The organism is Pseudomonas sp. Marseille-Q7302 (assembly GCF_965111925.1).
Genome location: NZ_CBCOPK010000001.1, coordinates 497,817 through 517,023, shown reverse-complemented (window position 1 = coordinate 517,023; position 19,207 = coordinate 497,817). Strand labels below are relative to the sequence as shown.

Genomic DNA, 19,207 nt, shown 5'->3' with positions numbered 1-19,207 from the left:
GCCTGCGTCCGTGTTTCACATCAGCGACGGGCGATTACCCAGACGGCATGGATGATACCCGGAATATAGCCCAGTAGCGTCAGCAGGATGTTCAGCCAGAAGGCACCGCCAAAGCCGACCTGCAGGAAGACGCCCACGGGAGGTAGGATGATGGCGAAGATCAGGCGGATAAGGTCCATTTCAGGCTCCAGTAGTGAGCAGGCAAGAAGATGCCTCTCAGACTGGTAGGGCCCGAATCAGGTTCCGGCAGGCAATAAAAAACCCCGCCGAAGCGGGGTTTCGTAGACTTAACCCGACATCCTTGTCGGGCCGCCAATCCTTGGCCATCTATCCTTGAGAGTCTCTGCCCGACATCCGTGCCGGGGGGCCATCCTGGCCATATTTCCTTGAAATCACCTGGAGCGCTGGGTACATCCTGTACCGCGATCCGATGGGTGTAGATTACGCAGCTCCCCTGGACTAGGCGATGGCTTATCGCGGCGACGTCATGTAAGCAAAAGCTTACACGGCATGGCTTTTTAGCTTGCCAGTCAACAGCTTAGAAAGCCTCCTCAGCCAGGGCGTAGAGCGGCTGCGCGCCACTGCGCACAGCGGCCTCCAGGCTCAGGGTACGGGGCAGCAGACGGGTGAAATAAAACCGTGCGGTGGCGAGCTTGGCCTCGGCGAAGGCCGCTTCCTGATCCGCCGCCGCAGCAGCGGCACGCGCCCAGAGATAGCCATAGGCGACATAGCCGAATAGGTGCAGGTAGTCCACTGAGGCCGCGCCGAGCTGGTGGGGATCGCTGGCACCGGCCTGCAGCAGCCATTCGGTCACCCCGTCCAACCGCTCCAGCGCCTGGCGCAGGGGCGCGGCGAATTCGTTGTCCGCCGGGAAACCGGCGAGATAGCCGTGGACCTCTTCGCTGAAGGGTCGATAGAGCGCCCCACGGCTGCCGGCCAGCTTGCGGCCGACCAGGTCGAGCGCCTGGATACCGTTGGTGCCCTCATAGATCTGGGTGATGCGCACATCGCGCACCAGTTGCTCCTGCCCCCACTCGCGGATGTAGCCATGGCCACCGAACACCTGCTGGCCGATCACGCACAGGTCCAGGCCAAGATCCGTGAGGAAGCCCTTGGCCACCGGGGTCAGCAGCGCCACCAGGGCTTCGGCACGTTCGCGCTCGGCGGGTTCGGGGCTGTACTTGGCGGTGTCGAGTTGCAGGGCGACATAGCTGGAGAACAACCGCCCGCCTTCGTTCAGCGCCTTCATGGTCAGCAGCATGCGGCGCACGTCAGGGTGCACGATGATGGGATCGGCGCTCTTGGCGGCCTGTTGAACACCGGCAGGCGAGCGGCTCTGCAGGCGCTCGCGGGCATAGGCCAGGGCATTCTGGTAGGAGCGCTCGCTCGACCCCAGGCCCTGGATGCCAACGCCCAGGCGCTCGTAGTTCATCATGGTGAACATGGCGGCCAGGCCCTTGTTGACCTCGCCCACCAGATAGCCGACCGCGCCGTCGAAGTTCATTACGCAGGTGGCGGCGCCCTTGATGCCCATCTTGTGTTCCAGCGAGCCGCAGGCCACGGCGTTGCGCTCGCCCAGGGTGCCCGCCTCGTCCACCAGGATCTTGGGCACCAGGAACAGCGAGATGCCCCGAGAGCCGGCCGGTGCATCGGGCAGCTTGGCCAGCACCAGGTGGATAATGTTTTTGGTGAGGTCGTGCTCGCCGGCGGTGATGAAGATCTTGGTGCCGGTGACGCGGTAGCTGCCATCGGCCTGGGGTTCGGCGCGGGTGCGGATCAGACCCAGGTCGGTACCGGCGTGGGGCTCGGTCAGGCACATGGAGCCGGCCCACAGGCCGCTGTAGAGATTGGGCAGATAGGCCTGCTTGAGTGCCTCGCTGCCGTGGGCATGCAGGGCCAGGCAGGCACCGGCGCTGAGCATCGGATAGAGACCAAAGGCCAGGCAGCTGGCGTGCATCATTTCCTCGACCTGGGCGGTGAGCACCTTGGGCATGCCCATGCCGCCGTATTCGGGATCGCCACCGACGCCGACCCAGCCGCCTTCGGCGAAGGCCTGGTAGGCCTGGCGGAAGCCCTGGGGCGTGGCGACCTCGCCGTTCTGCCAGTGGCAGCCTTCTTCATCGGAATTGCGATTGAGCGGCGCCAGTTCCTGGGCGCACAGCTTGCCGGCTTCTTCGAGGATGGCATCGGCGGTCTCGCCGTCCACCACCTCGGCCAGGGCGGGCCACTGACTCCAGCGATCCTTGACCTTGAGGACGGCATCCAGCACGAAACGGATATCGCGAAGCGGCGGGGTGTAGTCAGCCATGTCGAGTCTCCTCAGAAGGTGTTCTTGTCGGTATGACCCGAGTGTAAGACCGAACCGGAAGGGAGACATAGGTTCATGATCTGACCTGGCGGTCAGCTGATCGGAGGTCCGCCGGTTGGCTTTTTCGCATGCGTGAAAAAGCGAAAACCCCGCCGGAGCGGGGTTTTCAGAGGAGCTTCCTGCGCTTAGTAACCGAGCGCGAAGTCTTCCTCGGCCAGGGCCATCAGGCTGCCGGCACCGGCCAGCAGCGCCTCGGCATGGGCCCGGGTACGGGGCAGCAGGCGCTCGTAGTAGAAGCGCGCGGTGGCCAGCTTGGCCTGGTAGAAGGCGGCCTCGTCGGTACCGGCGGCCAGCTTCTCGGTGGCGACCCGGGCCATGTCTGCCCAGAAATAGGCCAGGCAGACATAGCCGGAGTACATCAGGTAGTCGACGGCGGCAGCACCCACCTCCTCGCGATCCTTCATGGCGGCCATGCCGACCTTGAGGGTGATCTCGCCCCACTCCTTGTTCAGCTTGGCCAGCGGCTCGACGAAGGCCTTGAGCTCGGCATTCTCGGCTTGGGCCTGGCAGAACTTGTGCACCACCTTGGTGAAGGCCTTGAGCGACTCACCCTGGGTCATCAGTACCTTGCGACCCAACAGGTCGATGGCCTGGATGCCGGTGGTGCCCTCGTAGAGCATGGCGATGCGCGCATCGCGCAGGTTCTGCTCCATGCCCCACTCGGCGATATAGCCGTGGCCGCCATAGATCTGCACGCCGTGGCTCGCCGCCTCGAAGCCGACCTCGGTCATGAAGGCCTTGGCAATGGGGGTGAGGAAGGCCATCTGGGTCTCGGCCTGCTGCTTCTGCTCTTCGTCCTGGCTGTACTTGAGAATGTCCACCAGCTTGGCGGTGTAGTAGATCATCGCCCGGCTGCCTTCGGCGAAGGCCTTGATGGTCAGCAGCATGCGGCGCACGTCGGGGTGCACGATGATCGGATCGGCGGGCTTCTCGGGCGCCTTGGGACCGGTCAGGGATCTCATCTGCAGACGCTCGCGGGCGTACTTCAGACCGCCCTGGAAGGCTACCTCGGCATGGGCCAAACCCTGCAGGGCAGTGCCGACGCGAGCGAAGTTCATGAAGGTGAACATGCAGTTCAGGCCGCGATTCGGCGGGCCGATCAGGAAGCCGGTGGCGCCATCGAAGTTCATCACGCAGGTGGCGTTGCCGTGGATGCCCATCTTGTGTTCGAGGGAACCGCAATGCACGGCGTTGCGTTCACCAGCCGCGCCGCTGGCGTCAGGTAGGTGCTTGGGCACAATGAACAGCGAGATGCCCTTGGTGCCGGCAGGGGCATCGGGCAGGCGGGCCAGCACGATATGGACGATGTTCTCGGCCATGTCGTGTTCACCGGCGGAGATGAAGATCTTGGTGCCGGTGATGGCGTAGCTACCGTCCGCACGCGGCTCGGCCTTGGTGCGCAGCATGCCCAGGTCGGAACCGCAGTGCGGCTCGGTCAGGCACATGGTGCCGGTCCACTCGCCGGTCACCAGCTTTTCCAGGTAGGTGTGCTTCTGCTCGTCGGTGCCGTGCTGTTCCAGGGTGTTCATGGCGCCATGGGACAGGCCGGGGTACATGCCCCAGGACCAGTTGGCCTGGCCGACCATTTCCGACAGGGAGATGCCAAGGGATTCGGGCAGGCCCTGGCCACCATGGGCCGGGTTGTGCGCCAGGCTCGGCCAGCCGCCTTCGACGAACTGGGCATAGGCTTCCTTGAAGCCATCGGGGGTCTTCACACCCTCTTCGCTCCAGGTGCAGCCCTGCTGGTCACCGATGCGATTGAGCGGGGCCAGGACCTGTTCGCAAAACTTGGCGCCTTCTTCGAGGATGGCGGAGACCATGTCCGGGGTGGCATCACCGCAGCCGGGCAGGCTCTGGTAGTGCGCGTCATAGCCCAGCAGTTCGTCGCGAACGAAGCGGATGTCCCGCAGGGGAGCCTTGTATTCGGGCATGACTGTTACCTCTTTGCGAATGCTTGTTGTCGAGGGGGCGGCAGCGTCGCTGCGGACCTTCCGCCAGGGCGTTTAAACAGTTGTTTGAAACTTATGTTCTAGCCCTGACCTTGTCAAGCGCGGCGAGGACGAGCGGAACGACCGGTCAGTCCGCCAGGACCAGGGCTTCGCTCAGCTCTGCCGCCCCGGTCGGGCGCACCACCCGCGCCAGTTCCTGGCCATCCTTGAAGACGATCAAGGTCGGCCAGAGCTTGACGCGGAAGGAGCGTCCCAGGCGCCGCCCGGAGCCATCCTCGATCTTGAGATGGCGCACGGTGGGATGCTCTGCCAAGGCCGTCGCAATCAGCGGCTGGGCGGCGCGACAGTGCCCGCACCAGGGCGCGCCGAATTCCAGCAGGGTCACCCCCGGTAGCGCGTCGACATCGGTCCGGGCGGGCTCCTGGGCGGCATAGGTGGTGGTAAAGGTCATCGCAAGGCTCCTGAAGTCGGTTCCAACGGTGGACAAGTCGCTGGCGGGACTGCTTGGTCACGGAAAAAGGATTAGGGTCGAAGCTGCGGTACGCCCCGATCTCCCGACAATAAAACAAGGCGCTCCATTTCTGCCTCCGTCTCCGCCCTTTCTTGAGGCCCGCCATGAGCCAGACAGCGACTTCCGTTTCACCCGCCACCCTGCGCAAGGTCATCTCCGCCGCGTCCATCGGCAACTTCGTCGAATGGTTCGACTTCGCCCTCTACGGCTTTCTCGCCACCCTGATCGCCGCGCACTTCTTTCCCAGTGGCGACGCCACTGCCGGGCTGCTCAAGACCTTTGCCGTATTCGCCGTGGCCTTTGCCTTCCGACCGCTGGGCGGCATCGTCTTCGGCCTGCTGGGTGACCGCATCGGCCGTAAACGGGTCCTGGCCCTGACCATCCTGATCATGGCCGGCGCCACCGCCCTGATCGGCATCCTGCCAAGCTACGCCACCATCGGCATCTGGGCACCGATCCTGCTGACGCTGATCCGCTGCGCCCAGGGCTTTTCCGCCGGCGGTGAGTACGCCGGTGCCTGCGCCTACGTGATGGAGCATTCGCCGCGCGATCGCCGCGGCCGCTACGGCAGCTTCGTGCCGGTCTCGACCTTTCTCGCCTTCGCCAGCGCGGCCCTGACCGCCTGGGGCCTGGAACGACTGCTGGGTGCCGCCACCATGGCCGACTGGGGCTGGCGCATTCCCTTCCTGGCCGCCGCCCCCCTGGGTCTGATCGGCCTCTACCTGCGCCTGAAGCTGGACGAGACCCCGGCCTTCCAGGCCCTGGAAGCCGACCATGAGGTCAGCCATTCGCCGCTGGGCGAGACGCTGCGGCTGCAGGGTCGCTCCATCCTGCGCCTGGGCGCCTTCATCTCGCTGACGGCGCTGTCCTTCTATATGTTCACCACCTACTTCTCCACCTACCTGCAGCTGGCCGGCGGCTTCGACCGGGCCGCGGCGCTGGCCATCAGCCTGATCACCCTGTTCGCCGCCGCGGCCGCCTGCCCGGTGCTGGGGCGCGTCACCGACCGCATCGGTCGACGCATGACCACGATGCTGGCCAGCCTGGTACTGGCCGCAGGCGTCTATCCGGCGCTGCTGCTGGCCAGCAGCGGCCAGTTCGGCAGCGCCCTGCTGGGTTCCCTGCTGCTGGGCGCCGGGGCAGTCCTGTGCAACGTGGTGACGGCACCGCTGCTCAGCGAGGTCTTCCCGACTCGCACGCGCTACACCGCCGGCGCCATCACCTACAACCTGGCCTATACCATCTTCGGCGGCACTGCCCCGCTGATGGCGACCTGGCTGATCGGCGCCACCGGCAGCAATCTCTCGCCCGCGCTCTACCTGATCCTGGTCGCCCTGCTGGGTCTGGTCGGTGGCCTGAGCCTGCCGGAGACCTCCCGGATCGACCTGGACGACGTCAGCGAAGGCGGCGAGGTCAGCTATCGCACGGTGCGCGGCTAAACCGCTCGTCTCGTGAGCGGCACTTCCTCCGGGCCGGCCTGCCGATAGGCAAAAGGCCCGGAGTTTTCCCATGCCCGTCGATCACGATCTGCAACGCTTCGTCGATGCCCAGGCGACCACCTATGCCACCGCCCTCGCGGAGATCCGCGCCGGGCGCAAGCGCAGCCACTGGATGTGGTTCATCTTTCCGCAGATCCAGGGGCTAGGGCGCAGCGAGACCGCCCAGCACTACGCCATCGCCTCCCGTGACGAGGCCAGTGCCTACCTGGCGCATCCCGTACTGGGACCGCGCCTGCGGGAGATCACCACGGCGGCGCTGGAGCATCCGGGGCTGTCCGCGACCGCGCTGTTCGGACAGCCGGACGATCTCAAGTTCCACTCCAGCCTCACCCTTTTCGCCGCCGTGGCCGAAGACCCCGAGCCCTTTCGCGAGGCGCTCAAGACCTTTTTCGCCGGCCAGCCGGACGAGGCCACCCTGACGCGACTCTGCTAGCGCCAGAGCCCCGGCAGCGCGCCTGCGCGCCCCGTGACCGGATCGGTTGTCGGCACCGGTACCTGGGCGATGAGTTCGAGCGAACGCCCATGGGCCTCCGGATCGGCGCGCTGGGTGATGAAGTCCTGTTGATCGGGCGGGTAGGCGCCCACCACCAGGAAGTCCTCACTGGATTCCAGGTTGCGGTGCCCGGTGCCCGCCGGCAGTACCACCACGTCACCCGCGGTCACCGCCACATCCTGCCCCTGCTCGCCGCCCAGGCGCAGGGTAGCCTGACCACGCGCCACGCCCAGGACTTCATGGGCGTTGGGATGATAGTGATGGTAGCTATAGACGCCGTAGCGCCATTGCGGCGGCCAGGCATTGTCGGCGAACAGTTGCTCCAGCGCCGCCGCGCGGTCGGTCCCTTCCAGAGGAACCTGGCGATAGAGCAGCACGGGCAGGCGGCTATTGGGAATGACGCCGTCGTCGGCGAAATGCAGCTGCTCGGGCTGACCGGCCCCCACTGGCGCGGCCAAGGCCACGGTGGTGGGGGCGAGACCCAGCACCAGGGAGAGGATGGAGAGTGATGGGCGATGCGACATGCGGGACTCCAGGGGGCTTTGCCAATGGAGGCCCGCATGTCGCCGGGGTTCAGCGTCCGCGACGAGGGGCTAGGCCAGCCACTCCCGCAACAGCGCCGTGGTCCGTTCCGGCAGCTCCAGTGGCGGCAGGTGGCCGCAGTCGTCCAGCACCACCAGACGCGAGCCCTGGATACCGGCTTGCATGAGTTCGGCCTCGGCAGGCGGAGTGAGCTGATCCTGGGCGCCAACCGCGATGAGGGTGGGCACCTGGATCTGGGCCAGGGTGGGCCTCGAATCGGGGCGGTCGATGATCGACTGCTGCTGGCGCAGGAAAGCCTCCTTGCCCACCGCCTTGCCCATGGCCAGCACGGTATCGGCCACCGCCGTGCCCAGGCGCGAGGCATGGATCAGGCGTGGCAGCAGTTGCGGACTGATGCCGAGAAAGCGACCGCGTTCGGCCAGGTCGAGCATGGCGCGACGCTGGGTGGCACGCTCGGGGGTATCCGGGCTGGCCATGGTGTCGAACAGCGCCAGGCGCGCCACTCGCTCCGGCGCCTGGCGCAGGATCTCGAAGGCCACATAGCCGCCCATGGACAGGGCGCCCAGGGCGAAACGCGGCGGCGCCTCGGCCAGGACCCGGTGGGCCAGCGCGGCGATACCGGCGTCGCGGGTGAGGTCGGGGATGAACACCGGGCAGGTGTCGGCCAGGTCGGCAGCCTGGGTGGCCCAGAGACGCTGGTCACAAAGCAGGCCGGGAAGCAGGATCAGGGGTAGCGCGTCGGTAGCTGTCATCACTAAGAACTTGAGAGACACTGCGGAAAACGCGCAGTGTAGCGCGGATCGCCAGCGAACCCGGCGGGCTTCGCGGGTTCCAAGGGACATTGCCAAGGATCTGGAAACATCCATGCGTACTGAAGGCTTCTTCGACTGGCTCGGCGCGGCGCTCGGCCAAGTCATCCGTTTCATCATCGACCTGTTCGGCTCGGTCCTGGGCGGCATCGCCGATGCCGTGCACGACTTCCTCCATGGCATGGCGCGCTCCATCGGCATGGACGACTCCTATATCAGCTTCGTGGTCCTGGCCGTCGGCCTGTTGCTGCTCTACGCCGCGGTGCGAGCCTTCATGGCCCGCTCGATAGTGGGCGGCGTCATCTGGCTGATCCTGGGCCTGATGGTGATGGGCTGGCTGATTCGCGGCTGACTGGTCGCCAGGCCCGCTGCCTGGCACAGTAGGGCTCTCGATCGGCACGGATGCCGCCATGACCCTTCCTTTCTCCCACACCCTGAAGCGCCAGTGGCAACGCCTGCAGCCTGGCACCAGTTGCGCCCTCTGCGCCCGCTGGCTACCTGCCGGACTGCCGCTGTGCGAAGGCTGCGACAGCGAATTGCCCTGGCTCGGCCCTCATTGCCGGTGCTGCGCCCTGCCACTGCCGGTGGACGGCCTGCTGTGCGGCGGCTGCCTGGCCAGGCCACCGGCCTTCGACCAGGTGCTGACCCCCTGGCGCTATGCCTTTCCGGTCGACACCCTGATCAACAGATTCAAGCATCGTGACCAGGGCAGCCTCGGTCGCCTGGCCGGGGCGCTGCTGGCGCGGCATCTGCTGCACCTTTTCGACGAAGGCCAGCCACGCCCGGAGCTGCTGCTGCCAGTACCTCTTTCTCCCCTGCGCCTGCGCCAGCGCGGCTTCAACCAGGCTGTCCTGCTGGCCGGCTGGCTCGGCAAGCCCCTGCACCTGCCGGTCGAGGTCGAGCTGCTGCAGCGGGTTCAGGAACACCACAGCCAGCAAGGGCTGAGCGCCAGCGAGCGACGGCGCAATCTCAAGCAGGCCTTCGCCCTGGTGAAAGACGCTGCGCTGGAGGGTCGCCATGTGGCACTGGTAGACGACGTCCTGACCACCGGCGCCACTGCCGATAGCCTGGCGCGCCTGCTCAAGCGCGCTGGCGCCAGGCGGGTCGACGTCTATTGCCTGGCGCGGACACCACCACCCGGCGACTAGCGACTGTCACCAAAACGTCATTTAGCCTGACTAGCCTCGCCTGCACACCGTGAGGGAGCCATCTACATGCACAACGAACAGACCGATCTCGAACGCCTTGTCCATCTCAGCCGTCGACGCTTCATTGGTGCTGGCGCCCTGGCGGGAGCCGCCATGTTCCTCGGTGGTGGCCTGCTCGGGCGGAGCGCCCTGGCCGATGCCGTCAGCGAGGCCATGGGCAATCCCCTGATCGGCTTCGCCAACATCCCGGCTTCCACCGCCGACACCCTGGTGGTGCCGCCCGGCTATCGCGCCAGCGTGCTCATCAGCTGGGGCCAGCCGCTGCACACCGATGGCCCGGCCTTCCGCCCCGATGGCAGCCCCAGCGCCGCCGACCAGGCTGTGCAATTCGGCGACAACAACGATGGTATGGCCTTCTTTCCCTTCCCGGACGATCCGGACCGGGCGCTGATGGCGATCAACAACGAATACACCAACTACCGCTACCTGCTCAGCCACGGCACCCCGCCCAAGTCCCTGGAAGACACCCGCAAGGCCCAGGCCGCCGAGGGCGTCTCGGTGATCGAGGTGAAGCGCGTGGATGGCCAATGGCACTTCGTCCAGGGCTCGCCCTACAACCGCCGGGTGCATGGCAATACGCCCATCGCCGTTAGCGGTCCGGCTGTTGGCCACGACCTGCTCAAGACCGCCGCCGACCCGGCCGGACGCGAAGTACTGGGTACCTTCCAGAACTGCTCCAGCGGCGCCACCCCCTGGCACACCTACCTGACCTGCGAAGAGAACTTCACCGACGTCTTTGGCAGCCGCGACGCCAACCTGAAATTCGATGCGGCCCAGAAGCGCTACAGCGTCAAGCACGCCAGCGTGGAGAACGACTGGCACCTGCACGACGATCGCTTCGACCTGGCGCAGAATCCCAACGAACTCAACCGCCACGGCTGGATCACCGAGATCGATCCCTTCGATCCCCAGCGCAAGCCGGTCAAGCGCACCGCCCTGGGTCGCTTCAAGCACGAGAACGCCGCCCTCACCCGCACCCGCGACGGCCGTGTGGTGGTCTACATGGGCGACGACGAACGCGGCGAGTTCATCTACAAGTTCGTCAGCCGCGACCGCCTGCAGGACGATCCCAAGGCCAATCGCGACCTGCTCGATCATGGCACTCTTTACGTCGCCCGCTTCGACGAAGGCGACCGCGACCCCAACCGGCCCAAGGGTCGCGGCCAGTGGTTGCCGCTGGTGCACGGCGAGCACGGCCTGACCGCCGCCAATGGCTTCGCCAGCCAGGCCGAGGTGCTCATCCATGCCCGCCAGGCCGGCAGCCAGGTCGGCGCCACGCGCATGGACCGCCCCGAATGGATCGCCGTCAGTCCCAAGGACGGCCAGGTCTATTGCACCCTGACCAACAACACCAAGCGCGGCGAGGACGGCATGCCGGTAGGCGGCCCCAATCCCCGCGCCAACAACCGCTATGGGCAGATCGTGCGCTGGCGCGAGAGCGGTGACGATGCCGCTGCCCTGGCCTTCGACTGGGACCTGTTCGTCATCGCCGGCAACCCCAAGGTGCATCCGGGCACGCCCGAAGCAGGCTCCCCGCAGATCAACGCCGAGAACATGTTCAACAGTCCTGACGGCCTGGGCTTCGACGCCGCCGGCCGGCTCTGGGTACTCACCGACGGCAAGTACAGCAACAAGGGCGACTACGAGGGCATGGGCAACAACCAGATGCTCTGCGCCGATCCGCGCAGTGGCGAGATGCGCCGCTTCCTGGTCGGCCCGGTCGGGTGCGAGGTCACGGGTCTGGCCTTCTCACCGGACTACAAGACCATGTTCGTCGGCATCCAGCACCCGGGCGAGGAAGGCGGCTCCCAGTTCCCGGAGCAACGACCGGATGGTCAGCCCCGTTCCTCGGTGATGGTCATCACCCGGGAAGACGGCGGGGTGATAGGCGCCTGACCGGCGAGCGGATAGCGCTCGAGCCTTCGCCAAGGGGCTCGGGCATGCGCTAGCATCTCTCGGATGCAGGGTGGCAATCGCCATCGTCCCCCGTGACCGAGGAGCGCGCCATGTCTCATCCGTTCGAAAATCTGAGTCCCGACCTCGTCATCGACGCCATCGAAAGCCTGGGCTATCTCAGCGATGCCCGGGTGCTGGCCCTCAACAGCTACGAGAATCGCGTCTATCAGATCGGCATCGAAGCCGAGACCCCGCTGATCGCCAAGTTCTACCGTCCGGATCGCTGGACGGATGCCGCCATTCTCGAAGAACACGCCTTTTCCGCCGAACTGGAAGAGCGCGAGGTGCCCGTGGTCGCGCCCTTGCAGCGCGACGGCCAGACGCTGTTCACCCATGCCGGCTTTCGCTTCGCGCTCTTTCCCCGCCGTGGCGGTCGCGCGCCGGAGCCGGGCGACCTCAACCAGTTGCATCGTCTGGGCCAGCTGCTCGGCCGCCTGCATGCGGTGGGTGCCAGCCGGCCCTTCCAGCACCGCGAGACGCTGGACGTCCAGGGCTACGGCCATGCCTCCCTGGACACCCTGCTCACCGGCGACTTCATTCCCAAGAGCCTGCTGCCCGCCTATGAATCCGTGGCGCGCGACCTGCTCCTGCGCCTCGACGAACTCTTCGAGAGCGTCAGCTACGACGTCATCCGCCTGCACGGCGACTGCCACCCGGGCAACCTGCTCTGTCGCGATGATGCCTACCATATCGTCGACCTCGACGACTGCCGCCATGGCCCGGCCATGCAGGATCTCTGGATGCTCCTGGCCGGCGATCGCCAGGAGCGGCTGACGCAGCTGTCCGAACTCATGGACGGCTACGAGGAATTCCATGACTTCCAGCCGCGCGAACTGGCCCTGATCGAGGGGCTGCGTACCCTGCGCCTGATGCACTACAGCGCCTGGCTGGCGCGCCGTTGGGACGATCCGGCCTTTCCCAAGAGCTTTCCCTGGTTCGGCAGCGAACGCTACTGGGGCGACCAGATCCTCACCCTGCGCGAGCAACGCGCCGCCCTGGACGAGGCGCCGCTGCGGCTGTTCTAGCCTTTGTGCGACTCAGTGGAAAAGGCTGCGCCGTTTTCCACGCTACGACACTGATCGCGGCCATGGGCCGCTCCTACCGGAACCTGACCCCCAGGAGCGGCCCATGGCCGCGATCAGACAATGCCTGCGGCCTACGCCGCGGTCGCAGTGGCGCACTGCCATGGCCGCGAGTGCGAGATGCCAGCCTGCCAGGGCTGACGACAGGAAGCCCCACCCATTCCGACATCCCGCCGCCCCTTGAGCTATCCTGCCCGGACAAGAAAGTTGCCTGCCTAAGGATTTCTCATGTCTGCCTTGCGCCAGGGTTATGCCCTGGGCCTCACCGCCTATGTGCTGTGGGGCTTGTTTCCGTTGTTCTTCAAACTGCTGGCGGCCCTACCGGCGACCGAGATCCTGTTCCAGCGCATCCTTTGGTCCGCACTGTTCAGCGCGCTGCTGCTGGTGGTCTGGCGCCATCGCGGCTGGTGGGCGGAGTTGCGCGCCCATCCCCGGCGGCTGTTCTGGCTGGCCGTGTCCGGCGCGCTGGTGGCCTGCAACTGGCTGGTCTACATCTGGGCGGTCAATAACGCCCATGTGGTCGAGGCCAGCCTGGGCTACTACATCAACCCGCTGGTCAACATCCTGCTCGCCCTGGTGATCCTTGGCGAGCGGCTGCGCCCGCTGCAGTGGATCGCCGTGGGCCTGGCGGTGCTGGGTGTGGCCCAGCAGCTATGGACCCTTGGGCAACTACCCTGGGTGTCGCTGGCCTTGGCCCTGAGCTTCGCCTTCTATGGCCTGGTGCGGCGACAGACGCCCGTGGCTGCGCTGCCGGGCATGGTGGTGGAAAGCTGGATGCTGGTGCCGATCGCCCTGATCGCGCTGCCGCTGCTGACCCCGGGCGTAAGCCTGCAGGCGGAGGTCTGGCAGTCCTCCCTGGGCCTGCTGATCGTGCTGGCCGGTCCCGTCACCCTGATACCGCTGCTGTGCTTCAACGCCGCGGCCCGCAAGCTGCCCTATTCGACCCTGGGCTTTCTGCAGTACCTCGCCCCGACCCTGGTGTTGATCCAGGCGGTCTGGCTCTTTGGCGAGCCTTTTCCCCGCGAGCGACTGTTCGCCTTTATCTGCATCTGGGCTGGCCTTGCGGTGTTCAGCTTCGATCTCTGGCGTGCCAGCCGCAAGCTCAGAGCCAGTGCAAAGGCGCGTGAGCGGGAGACCGGCAAGGCCTAGCCCCCTCGAAAAGACCCGGGGCCAGACAGCAGAACGCCCCTCGCAAGGGGCGTCCGGTACCGCAGCGAGCCGATCAGGCTTCGCCAGCGGTCTGCATGCGCGCCAGTTCCTGGGCGTAGAGGGCGTCGAAGTTCACCGGCTGCAGCATCAGCGCGGGGAAGGAGCCACGTACCACCATGTTGTCCAGCGCCTCACGGGCGTAGGGGAACAGGATGTTGGGGCAGAAGGCGCCCAGGGCATGGGCCATGGACGCGGCGTCCAGGCCCTTGATCAGGAAGATGCCACCTTGCTGCACTTCGGCGATGAAGGCGGTCTCTTCGTTGTTCTTGACGGTGACGGTCAGGGTCAGCACCACTTCGTGGAAGTCGTCGCCCAGGGTCTTCTGGCGGGTGGCCAGGTCCAGGTTGACGTTGGGCTGCCACTCCTGGCGGAAGATCTCCGGGCTCTTGGGCGCCTCGAACGACAGGTCGCGGATGTAGATGCGCTGAAGGGAGAACTGAGCGCCGTCTTCCTGCGCGCCGTTGGCTTGATCGGTCATGGTAGGGCCTTGAGTTATGAGTGTTGGTCAGGCGGACAGCAGCGGGTCGAGACGCCCGCTTCGGTCTAGGGCATAGAGCTCATCGCAACCACCGACGTGAGTGCTGCCAACCCAGATCTGCGGCACGCTGGTACGGCCGGCCTTGCGGGCCATCTCGGTGCGCAGCGCCGGCTGGCCGTCGACGGAGATCTCTCGGTAGGCCACGTTCTTGCGATCGAGCAGGTGCTTGGCACGATGGCAGTAGGGGCACCAGGCACTGGTATAGATGACGACGTCGGTCATGCGCAGTCTCCGGTGGCCGATGGGGCGGCCACGCTAGGGGTCACTTCACCAGCGGCAGATTCTCTGCACGCCAGGTGGCGATGCCGCCGTTCAGGCGAGCGGCGGTGAAGCCGGCCTTCTGCAGATCGCCGCACACGGCACCGGCTTGCTGGCCGGCGCTGTCCACCACGATCAGGGTCTTGGCCTTGTGCTTCTCCAGTAGAGACAGGCTGCTGGCGACTTTCTCCTGAGCGATGTTCAACGCGCCGACGATATGCCCGGCGGCGAAGTCCTTGCTCGGACGGATATCGAGGACCACGCCCTGCTCGCGATTGAGCAGGTTGGTGAGCTCGCCGGTGGACAGGCTGCGACCGCCCCGACGGGTTTCGTTGAACAGCATCAGGGCGACGATGGCCAGGAAGGCGGCGACGAGCAGCGGATGATGGGTGGCGAATTCGACCAACCGACCGATAAATTCCATAATGAAAGAGCTATCCAAGAAGGGCTAAAAATGCCGGCCAGTATACACAGCCCCCCGGTAGCGCCATACCCTCGACGACCGTGGGTTATCGGCAGGTAACCAGCACACCTCAAGCTGCCTTCTTGGCGGTTTTCGCGACTCTGCCTAGGCTTGGCTTCCCGTCATTTTCAAGGAACCTCGCCATGACCTCCATCGCCCAGCTCGGCGCTACCGGCAATGTGGGCAGCCGCCTGCTCGACGAAGCCCTTTCCCGTGGCCATCAGGTCACCGCGCTGGTGCGCGATCCCGCTCGACTCGCCCCGCGGACCGGCCTCGCCGTGGTTGCCGGCGATGTCGCCAGACCAGAAACCGCCCAGGCCCTGGCCGGTTGCGAAGTATTGCTCAGCAGTCTGAGATTCGCCGACACGGCACCGGCCGCCCTCCTCGACTTCGCCCGAGCTTCGGGCATCCCGCGCCTGCTGATCGTCGGTGGCGCCGCCAGCCTCAGCCTGCCGGACGGCTCACGGCTTTTCGATGCGCCGGCCTTTCCGGCGGAATATCGCCAAGAAGCCGGTGCCGGCATCGCCACTCTGGAAGCACTCCGCGAGGTCAGCGACCTCGACTGGGTCTTCGTCAGCCCGCAGATGGTCTTCGCTCCTGGCGAGCGCACCGGTCATTTCCGTCTGGGCCGCGATGCCCTGCTGTTCGACGCCGCCGGGGACAGCCGGATCTCCTACGAGGACTTCGCCGTGGCCCTGCTGGACGAGGTCGAACGGCCCGCTCACCATCGCACCCGTTTCACAATTGGCTATTGAGACAGAAGTGCCCCTTCGTTCGCAGCCTGGCCGCCTGGTCGGGCTGTGAACGCTGAACGGCGTGCCTTGCCGTTTTTTTTGCCGGATGTGACGGGCATACTAGGCGCTTCGCCCTCGAAACGTACGACTTCGCATGCGCCGTGTTCTCGCCCTTCTCCTCTTCGCCAGCGTTCTCGCTCCTGCCTTGGCCGACGACCGCGCCGATACCCAGCGGCAGATCGAGCAAGCCCGCCAGGACATCCAGGAAATGCAGAAGGTGCTTAAGCAGGTGCAGGCCGAGAAGTCTGGCGTGCAAAAGCAGCTGCAGAGTACCGAGACCCAGATGGGCGAGCTGGAAAAGCAGGTGGATTCGCTGCAGAAGCAGCTGGAGAGTGGCGAAAAAAAGCTGCAAGAGCTGGACGGGCGCAAGCAGAAGCTCGACCAGTCTCGCGCTGAACAACAGAAGCTGATCGCCGTGCAGGTCCGCGCCGCCTACCAGAGTGGCCGCCAGGAATACCTCAAGCTGTTGCTCAATCAGGAGCATCCGGAAAAGGTCAGCCGCACCCTCACCTACTACAACTACCTCAATCGCACCCGCCTGGATCAGCTGGCCGCCTTCAACGACACCCTGCGCGAATTGCGCGACGTGGAACAGGGCATCCAGCAGGAGCAGAGCGAACTGGTCGCCCGTCGCGAAGACCTGGAGAAGCGTCAGGCGGACCTGGCCGAGGTGCGCAAGGAGCGTCAGGCGGCGCTGGCCAAGATCAACTCGGACTACCGCGACAAGAGTCGCGAGATCGAGAGCCGCGAGCAGGATCAGGCAGCCCTCAACAAGGTGCTCAAGACCATCGAGGAAACCCTCGCCCGCCAGGCCCGCGAAGCCGAGGAAGCCCGCCAGCGGCAGCTCGCCGAGGCCCGTGCCGCCCAGGCGCGGGAAGCGGCGCGACGCCAGGCGCAAAGCGATACGAAAGCCCCCCGCTCCTCGAACGCCCCGGAGCTTGCGGTGTCTAGTGCAGCACCTGCGTATGGCGGCGCCTTCGCCAGTGCCCGTGGCAAGCTGCCCTGGCCGGTCGACGGTCGCCTGGTGGCGCGCTTCGGCAGTGCCCGTGGCGACGACCCTCGGGCGAAATGGGATGGCGTCCTGATCGCCGCCGGTGCCGGCACCAGAGTCAAGGCGGTCCACGGCGGTCGGGTAGTCTTCGCCGACTGGCTAAGAGGCGCCGGGCAGCTGGTTATCATCGATCATGGGAATGGCTATCTCAGCCTGTACGGACATAATCAGAGCCTGCTGAAGGCTGCAGGTGACGTGGTCAAGGCCGGGGATGCCATCGCGACCGTCGGCGCCAGCGGCGGTCAGGAAGCCTCCGCCTTGTACTTCGCCATCCGCCAACAGGGCCGCCCGACGGACCCCGTCATCTGGTGCCGTGCTCAGGGATAGTGCGACACACCTCGGTTTAGGAGCTGCACATGCCGCATCGCTTTCGTCCCACCGTCCTGGTCCTCGCCCTGTTGTTCGGTGGCGTCGGAGCTGTCCAGGCGCAATCGCCGCAAAGCACGCCAGCCGCGGTAACGCCGGTCGCTCCGGGTACCGCTCCTGCTGCCCCGGCCAGCGCTCCGCTGCCTCTGGACGAGCTGCGCACCTTTGCCGAGGTGTTCGACCGCATCAAGGCTGCCTATGTGGAGCCGGTGTCGGACAAGGTCCTGCTGGAGAATGCCATCAAGGGCATGCTCAGCAACCTGGATCCGCACTCTGCCTATCTCGAACCCAAGGACTTCGCCGAACTGCAGGAAACCACCAGTGGTGAATTCGGCGGCCTGGGCCTGGAAGTCGGCCAGGAAAACGGCTTCATCAAGGTGGTCTCGCCCATCGACGACACGCCGGCGGCCAAGGCCCATCTGCAACCCGGGGATCTGATCGTCAAGATCGACGGCCAGCCGACAAAGGGCCAGGCCATCAACGAAGCCGTCGACAAGATGCGCGGCAAGCCGGGCAGCCCCATTACCCTGACCATCGTGCGCGGCGGCGCCCAGCCGTTCGACGTCAAGCTGGCGCGGGCGGTGATCAAGGTCAACAGCGTCAAGAGCCAGTTGCTCGAATCCGGCTACGGCCTGCTGCGCATCTCGCAGTTCCAGGTGAATACCGGCGAAGAGACGGTCAAGGCGCTCGGCAAGCTGCGCCAGGAAAACAAGGGTAAGCTCAAGGGCCTGATCCTCGACCTGAGAAACAATCCGGGGGGCGTCCTGCAGTCGGCGGTCGAGGTGGCCGATGCCTTCATGACCCACGGCTTGATCGTCTACACCAAGGGCCGTCTACCCAATTCCGAGCTGCGCTTCTCGGCCGATGCCGCCGATCCCAGCGAGAAGGTGCCCCTGGTGGTGCTGATCAACGGCGGCAGTGCCTCGGCCGCGGAAATCGTCGCCGGCGCCCTGCAGGACTCCAAGCGCGGCATCCTCATGGGCACCGACAGTTTCGGCAAGGGCTCGGTGCAGACGGTGCTGCCGCTCAACAATGACCGAGCGCTCAAGCTCACCACGGCGCTCTACTACACGCCCAATGGCCGCTCCATCCAGGCCCAGGGCATTACCCCGGACATCCCCGTGGCCCCCGCCAAGGTCACGCCGCAGAGCGGTGGCGACGAATACTTCCGCGAGGCGGATCTGGCCGGCCACCTGGGCAATGGCAATGGCGGCGCCGATCGGCCAACCGGCAGCAAGGCGCCCAACCAGAGTACGCGTCCGCAGGATGACGACTTCCAGCTCTCCCAGGCGCTGTCGCTGCTCAAGGGACTCAACGTCACCCATACCCCGTGAGGGGTAGACACTGGCTGCTGGCCGGGGCGCTCGCCCTGGCCAGCGGACTCGCCCAGGCGGCTACCGCGCACCTGACCATCGTCATCGACGATCTCGGCCAGAATCCGGCGCGGGATCGCCAGGTGCTGGCCCTGCCCGCACCGGTAGTGCTGGCCATCATCCCCGAGACCCGTTACGCCGCCGAACTGGCCGCCCAGGCCCATCGTGCCGGCCGTACGGTGCTGCTGCACCTACCCATGGACCCGGCTGGCGGGCCCTATGCCTGGCATCCGGAGATGTCTTCCGCCGAACGCCTGCAACGCCTCGACCGGGCGCTGGAGCGAGTGCCCGAGGCGGACGGGGTGAACAACCACGAAGGCAGTCGCATGACCGCCGACCGGCCGGCCATGGCCGAGCTGATGCAGGTCTTGCAGGAACGCCACCTACTGTTTCTCGACAGCCGCACCAGCGCCGCCACCGTGGCCGCGGCGGAAGCCCAGAAGATCGGTCTGGCCAGCGTCTCGCGCGATGTCTTTCTCGACAACGAGGCGACCCCGGCGGCGGTGGCCGCACAGCTGGCCGAGGGAGTACGCCTCGCCCAGCGGCAGGGCAGCGCCGTATTGATCGGCCATCCACACCCGGCAACCCTGGCGGTGCTGGCCCAGCAGCTGCCACAGCTCCAGGCCCAGGGCGTGGAAGTCATCGACCTGCCACAGATGATCGCACTGCGGGCCAATCGCGCCATGGCCGGGCACGGTCGCGACGGGCGCTACCGCTAGCGCCCGGCACCTGTCACC

20 protein-coding genes are annotated in these 19,207 nt (G+C 66.1%); 11 read left to right on the top strand and 9 right to left on the bottom strand.

Annotated features, from left to right (window positions below):
- Nucleotides 1-20: 20 nt before the first annotated feature.
- The 4 genes from ACWPW1_RS02500 to ACWPW1_RS02485 all read right to left on the bottom strand — a co-directional run bounded on the left by ACWPW1_RS02500 (nucleotide 21) and on the right by ACWPW1_RS02485 (nucleotide 4,768).
- A complete protein-coding gene (locus ACWPW1_RS02500) occupies nucleotides 21-179 on the bottom strand; it encodes a YqaE/Pmp3 family membrane protein (protein WP_007159763.1) in 159 nt (52 codons plus the stop codon).
- A 359-nt stretch (nucleotides 180-538) separates the two neighbouring features.
- Nucleotides 539-2,308, bottom strand: a complete 1,770-nt coding sequence (locus tag ACWPW1_RS02495) for an acyl-CoA dehydrogenase C-terminal domain-containing protein (RefSeq protein WP_434775617.1) — start codon at nucleotides 2,306-2,308, stop codon at nucleotides 539-541.
- Between the two features lie 185 nt (nucleotides 2,309-2,493).
- Nucleotides 2,494-4,299, bottom strand: coding sequence for a phenylacyl-CoA dehydrogenase (locus ACWPW1_RS02490; protein ID WP_434775616.1), 1,806 nt, complete (start codon nucleotides 4,297-4,299; stop codon nucleotides 2,494-2,496).
- A gap of 145 nt (nucleotides 4,300-4,444) precedes the next feature.
- Entirely contained in the window at nucleotides 4,445-4,768 is a 324-nt protein-coding gene (locus ACWPW1_RS02485; protein ID WP_434775615.1) for a thioredoxin domain-containing protein, read from the bottom strand.
- A 164-nt stretch (nucleotides 4,769-4,932) separates the two neighbouring features.
- Between ACWPW1_RS02485 and ACWPW1_RS02480 the strand changes: the two genes are divergently transcribed.
- Nucleotides 4,933-6,267: an MFS transporter gene (locus ACWPW1_RS02480; protein WP_434775614.1), complete on the top strand. Its 1,335-nt coding sequence runs from the start codon at nucleotides 4,933-4,935 to the stop codon at nucleotides 6,265-6,267.
- Nucleotides 6,268-6,337: 70 nt separating this feature from the next.
- On the top strand, nucleotides 6,338-6,760 hold the full coding sequence (locus tag ACWPW1_RS02475; protein WP_434775613.1) for a DUF1810 domain-containing protein: 423 nt from the start codon (nucleotides 6,338-6,340) through the stop codon (nucleotides 6,758-6,760).
- On the opposite strand, the gene ACWPW1_RS02470 is transcribed toward ACWPW1_RS02475, so the two are convergent.
- The gene (locus ACWPW1_RS02470) at nucleotides 6,757-7,344 is read right to left on the bottom strand and encodes a cupin domain-containing protein (protein ID WP_434775612.1); all 588 of its coding nucleotides are present in this window, start codon (nucleotides 7,342-7,344) and stop codon (nucleotides 6,757-6,759) included. The genes ACWPW1_RS02475 and ACWPW1_RS02470 overlap by 4 nt on opposite strands.
- A gap of 69 nt (nucleotides 7,345-7,413) precedes the next feature.
- Nucleotides 7,414-8,115, bottom strand: a complete 702-nt coding sequence (locus ACWPW1_RS02465; protein WP_434775611.1) for an alpha/beta fold hydrolase — start codon at nucleotides 8,113-8,115, stop codon at nucleotides 7,414-7,416.
- 112 nt (nucleotides 8,116-8,227) lie between these two features.
- On the opposite strand from ACWPW1_RS02465, the gene ACWPW1_RS02460 reads away from it, so the two are divergent.
- The 5 genes from ACWPW1_RS02460 to rarD all read left to right on the top strand — a co-directional run bounded on the left by ACWPW1_RS02460 (nucleotide 8,228) and on the right by rarD (nucleotide 13,567).
- Entirely contained in the window at nucleotides 8,228-8,524 is a 297-nt protein-coding gene (locus ACWPW1_RS02460; protein ID WP_059313282.1) for a hypothetical protein, read from the top strand.
- Nucleotides 8,525-8,582: 58 nt separating this feature from the next.
- Nucleotides 8,583-9,320: a ComF family protein gene (locus ACWPW1_RS02455; protein WP_434775610.1), complete on the top strand. Its 738-nt coding sequence runs from the start codon at nucleotides 8,583-8,585 to the stop codon at nucleotides 9,318-9,320.
- Nucleotides 9,321-9,386: 66 nt separating this feature from the next.
- Nucleotides 9,387-11,276 carry a PhoX family protein gene (locus tag ACWPW1_RS02450; RefSeq protein WP_434775609.1) on the top strand — a complete coding sequence of 630 codons (1,890 nt, stop codon included), beginning with the start codon at nucleotides 9,387-9,389 and terminating at the stop codon, nucleotides 11,274-11,276.
- A gap of 110 nt (nucleotides 11,277-11,386) precedes the next feature.
- Nucleotides 11,387-12,361, top strand: coding sequence for a serine/threonine protein kinase (locus ACWPW1_RS02445; RefSeq protein ID WP_434775608.1), 975 nt, complete (start codon nucleotides 11,387-11,389; stop codon nucleotides 12,359-12,361).
- 285 nt (nucleotides 12,362-12,646) lie between these two features.
- Nucleotides 12,647-13,567 carry an EamA family transporter RarD gene (gene rarD, locus ACWPW1_RS02440; protein WP_059313279.1) on the top strand — a complete coding sequence of 307 codons (921 nt, stop codon included), beginning with the start codon at nucleotides 12,647-12,649 and terminating at the stop codon, nucleotides 13,565-13,567.
- A 73-nt stretch (nucleotides 13,568-13,640) separates the two neighbouring features.
- Here the strand turns inward: rarD and secB are convergent, their stop codons facing one another.
- The 3 genes from secB to ACWPW1_RS02425 are packed head-to-tail and all read right to left on the bottom strand — an operon-like array spanning nucleotide 13,641 to nucleotide 14,847.
- Nucleotides 13,641-14,105, bottom strand: coding sequence for a protein-export chaperone SecB (gene secB / locus ACWPW1_RS02435; RefSeq protein ID WP_059313278.1), 465 nt, complete (start codon nucleotides 14,103-14,105; stop codon nucleotides 13,641-13,643).
- A 27-nt stretch (nucleotides 14,106-14,132) separates the two neighbouring features.
- A complete protein-coding gene (grxC, locus tag ACWPW1_RS02430) occupies nucleotides 14,133-14,387 on the bottom strand; it encodes a glutaredoxin 3 (protein ID WP_059313277.1) in 255 nt (84 codons plus the stop codon).
- Between the two features lie 40 nt (nucleotides 14,388-14,427).
- A complete protein-coding gene (locus tag ACWPW1_RS02425) occupies nucleotides 14,428-14,847 on the bottom strand; it encodes a rhodanese-like domain-containing protein (protein ID WP_059313276.1) in 420 nt (139 codons plus the stop codon).
- Between the two features lie 182 nt (nucleotides 14,848-15,029).
- Here ACWPW1_RS02425 and ACWPW1_RS02420 point away from each other — a divergent pair, with 182 nt between their 5' ends.
- From ACWPW1_RS02420 to ACWPW1_RS02405, 4 genes are all read left to right on the top strand, one after another.
- Nucleotides 15,030-15,641 carry an NAD(P)H-binding protein gene (locus tag ACWPW1_RS02420; protein WP_434775607.1) on the top strand — a complete coding sequence of 204 codons (612 nt, stop codon included), beginning with the start codon at nucleotides 15,030-15,032 and terminating at the stop codon, nucleotides 15,639-15,641.
- A 133-nt stretch (nucleotides 15,642-15,774) separates the two neighbouring features.
- Complete coding sequence (locus tag ACWPW1_RS02415) at nucleotides 15,775-17,058, top strand: peptidoglycan DD-metalloendopeptidase family protein (RefSeq protein WP_434775606.1); 1,284 nt, start codon at nucleotides 15,775-15,777, stop codon at nucleotides 17,056-17,058.
- A 29-nt stretch (nucleotides 17,059-17,087) separates the two neighbouring features.
- Nucleotides 17,088-18,431: a S41 family peptidase gene (locus ACWPW1_RS02410; protein WP_059313273.1), complete on the top strand. Its 1,344-nt coding sequence runs from the start codon at nucleotides 17,088-17,090 to the stop codon at nucleotides 18,429-18,431.
- Nucleotides 18,428-19,189, top strand: coding sequence for a divergent polysaccharide deacetylase family protein (locus tag ACWPW1_RS02405; RefSeq protein ID WP_434775605.1), 762 nt, complete (start codon nucleotides 18,428-18,430; stop codon nucleotides 19,187-19,189). The genes ACWPW1_RS02410 and ACWPW1_RS02405 overlap by 4 nt, the downstream gene beginning before the upstream one ends.
- Nucleotides 19,190-19,207 lie beyond the last annotated feature (18 nt).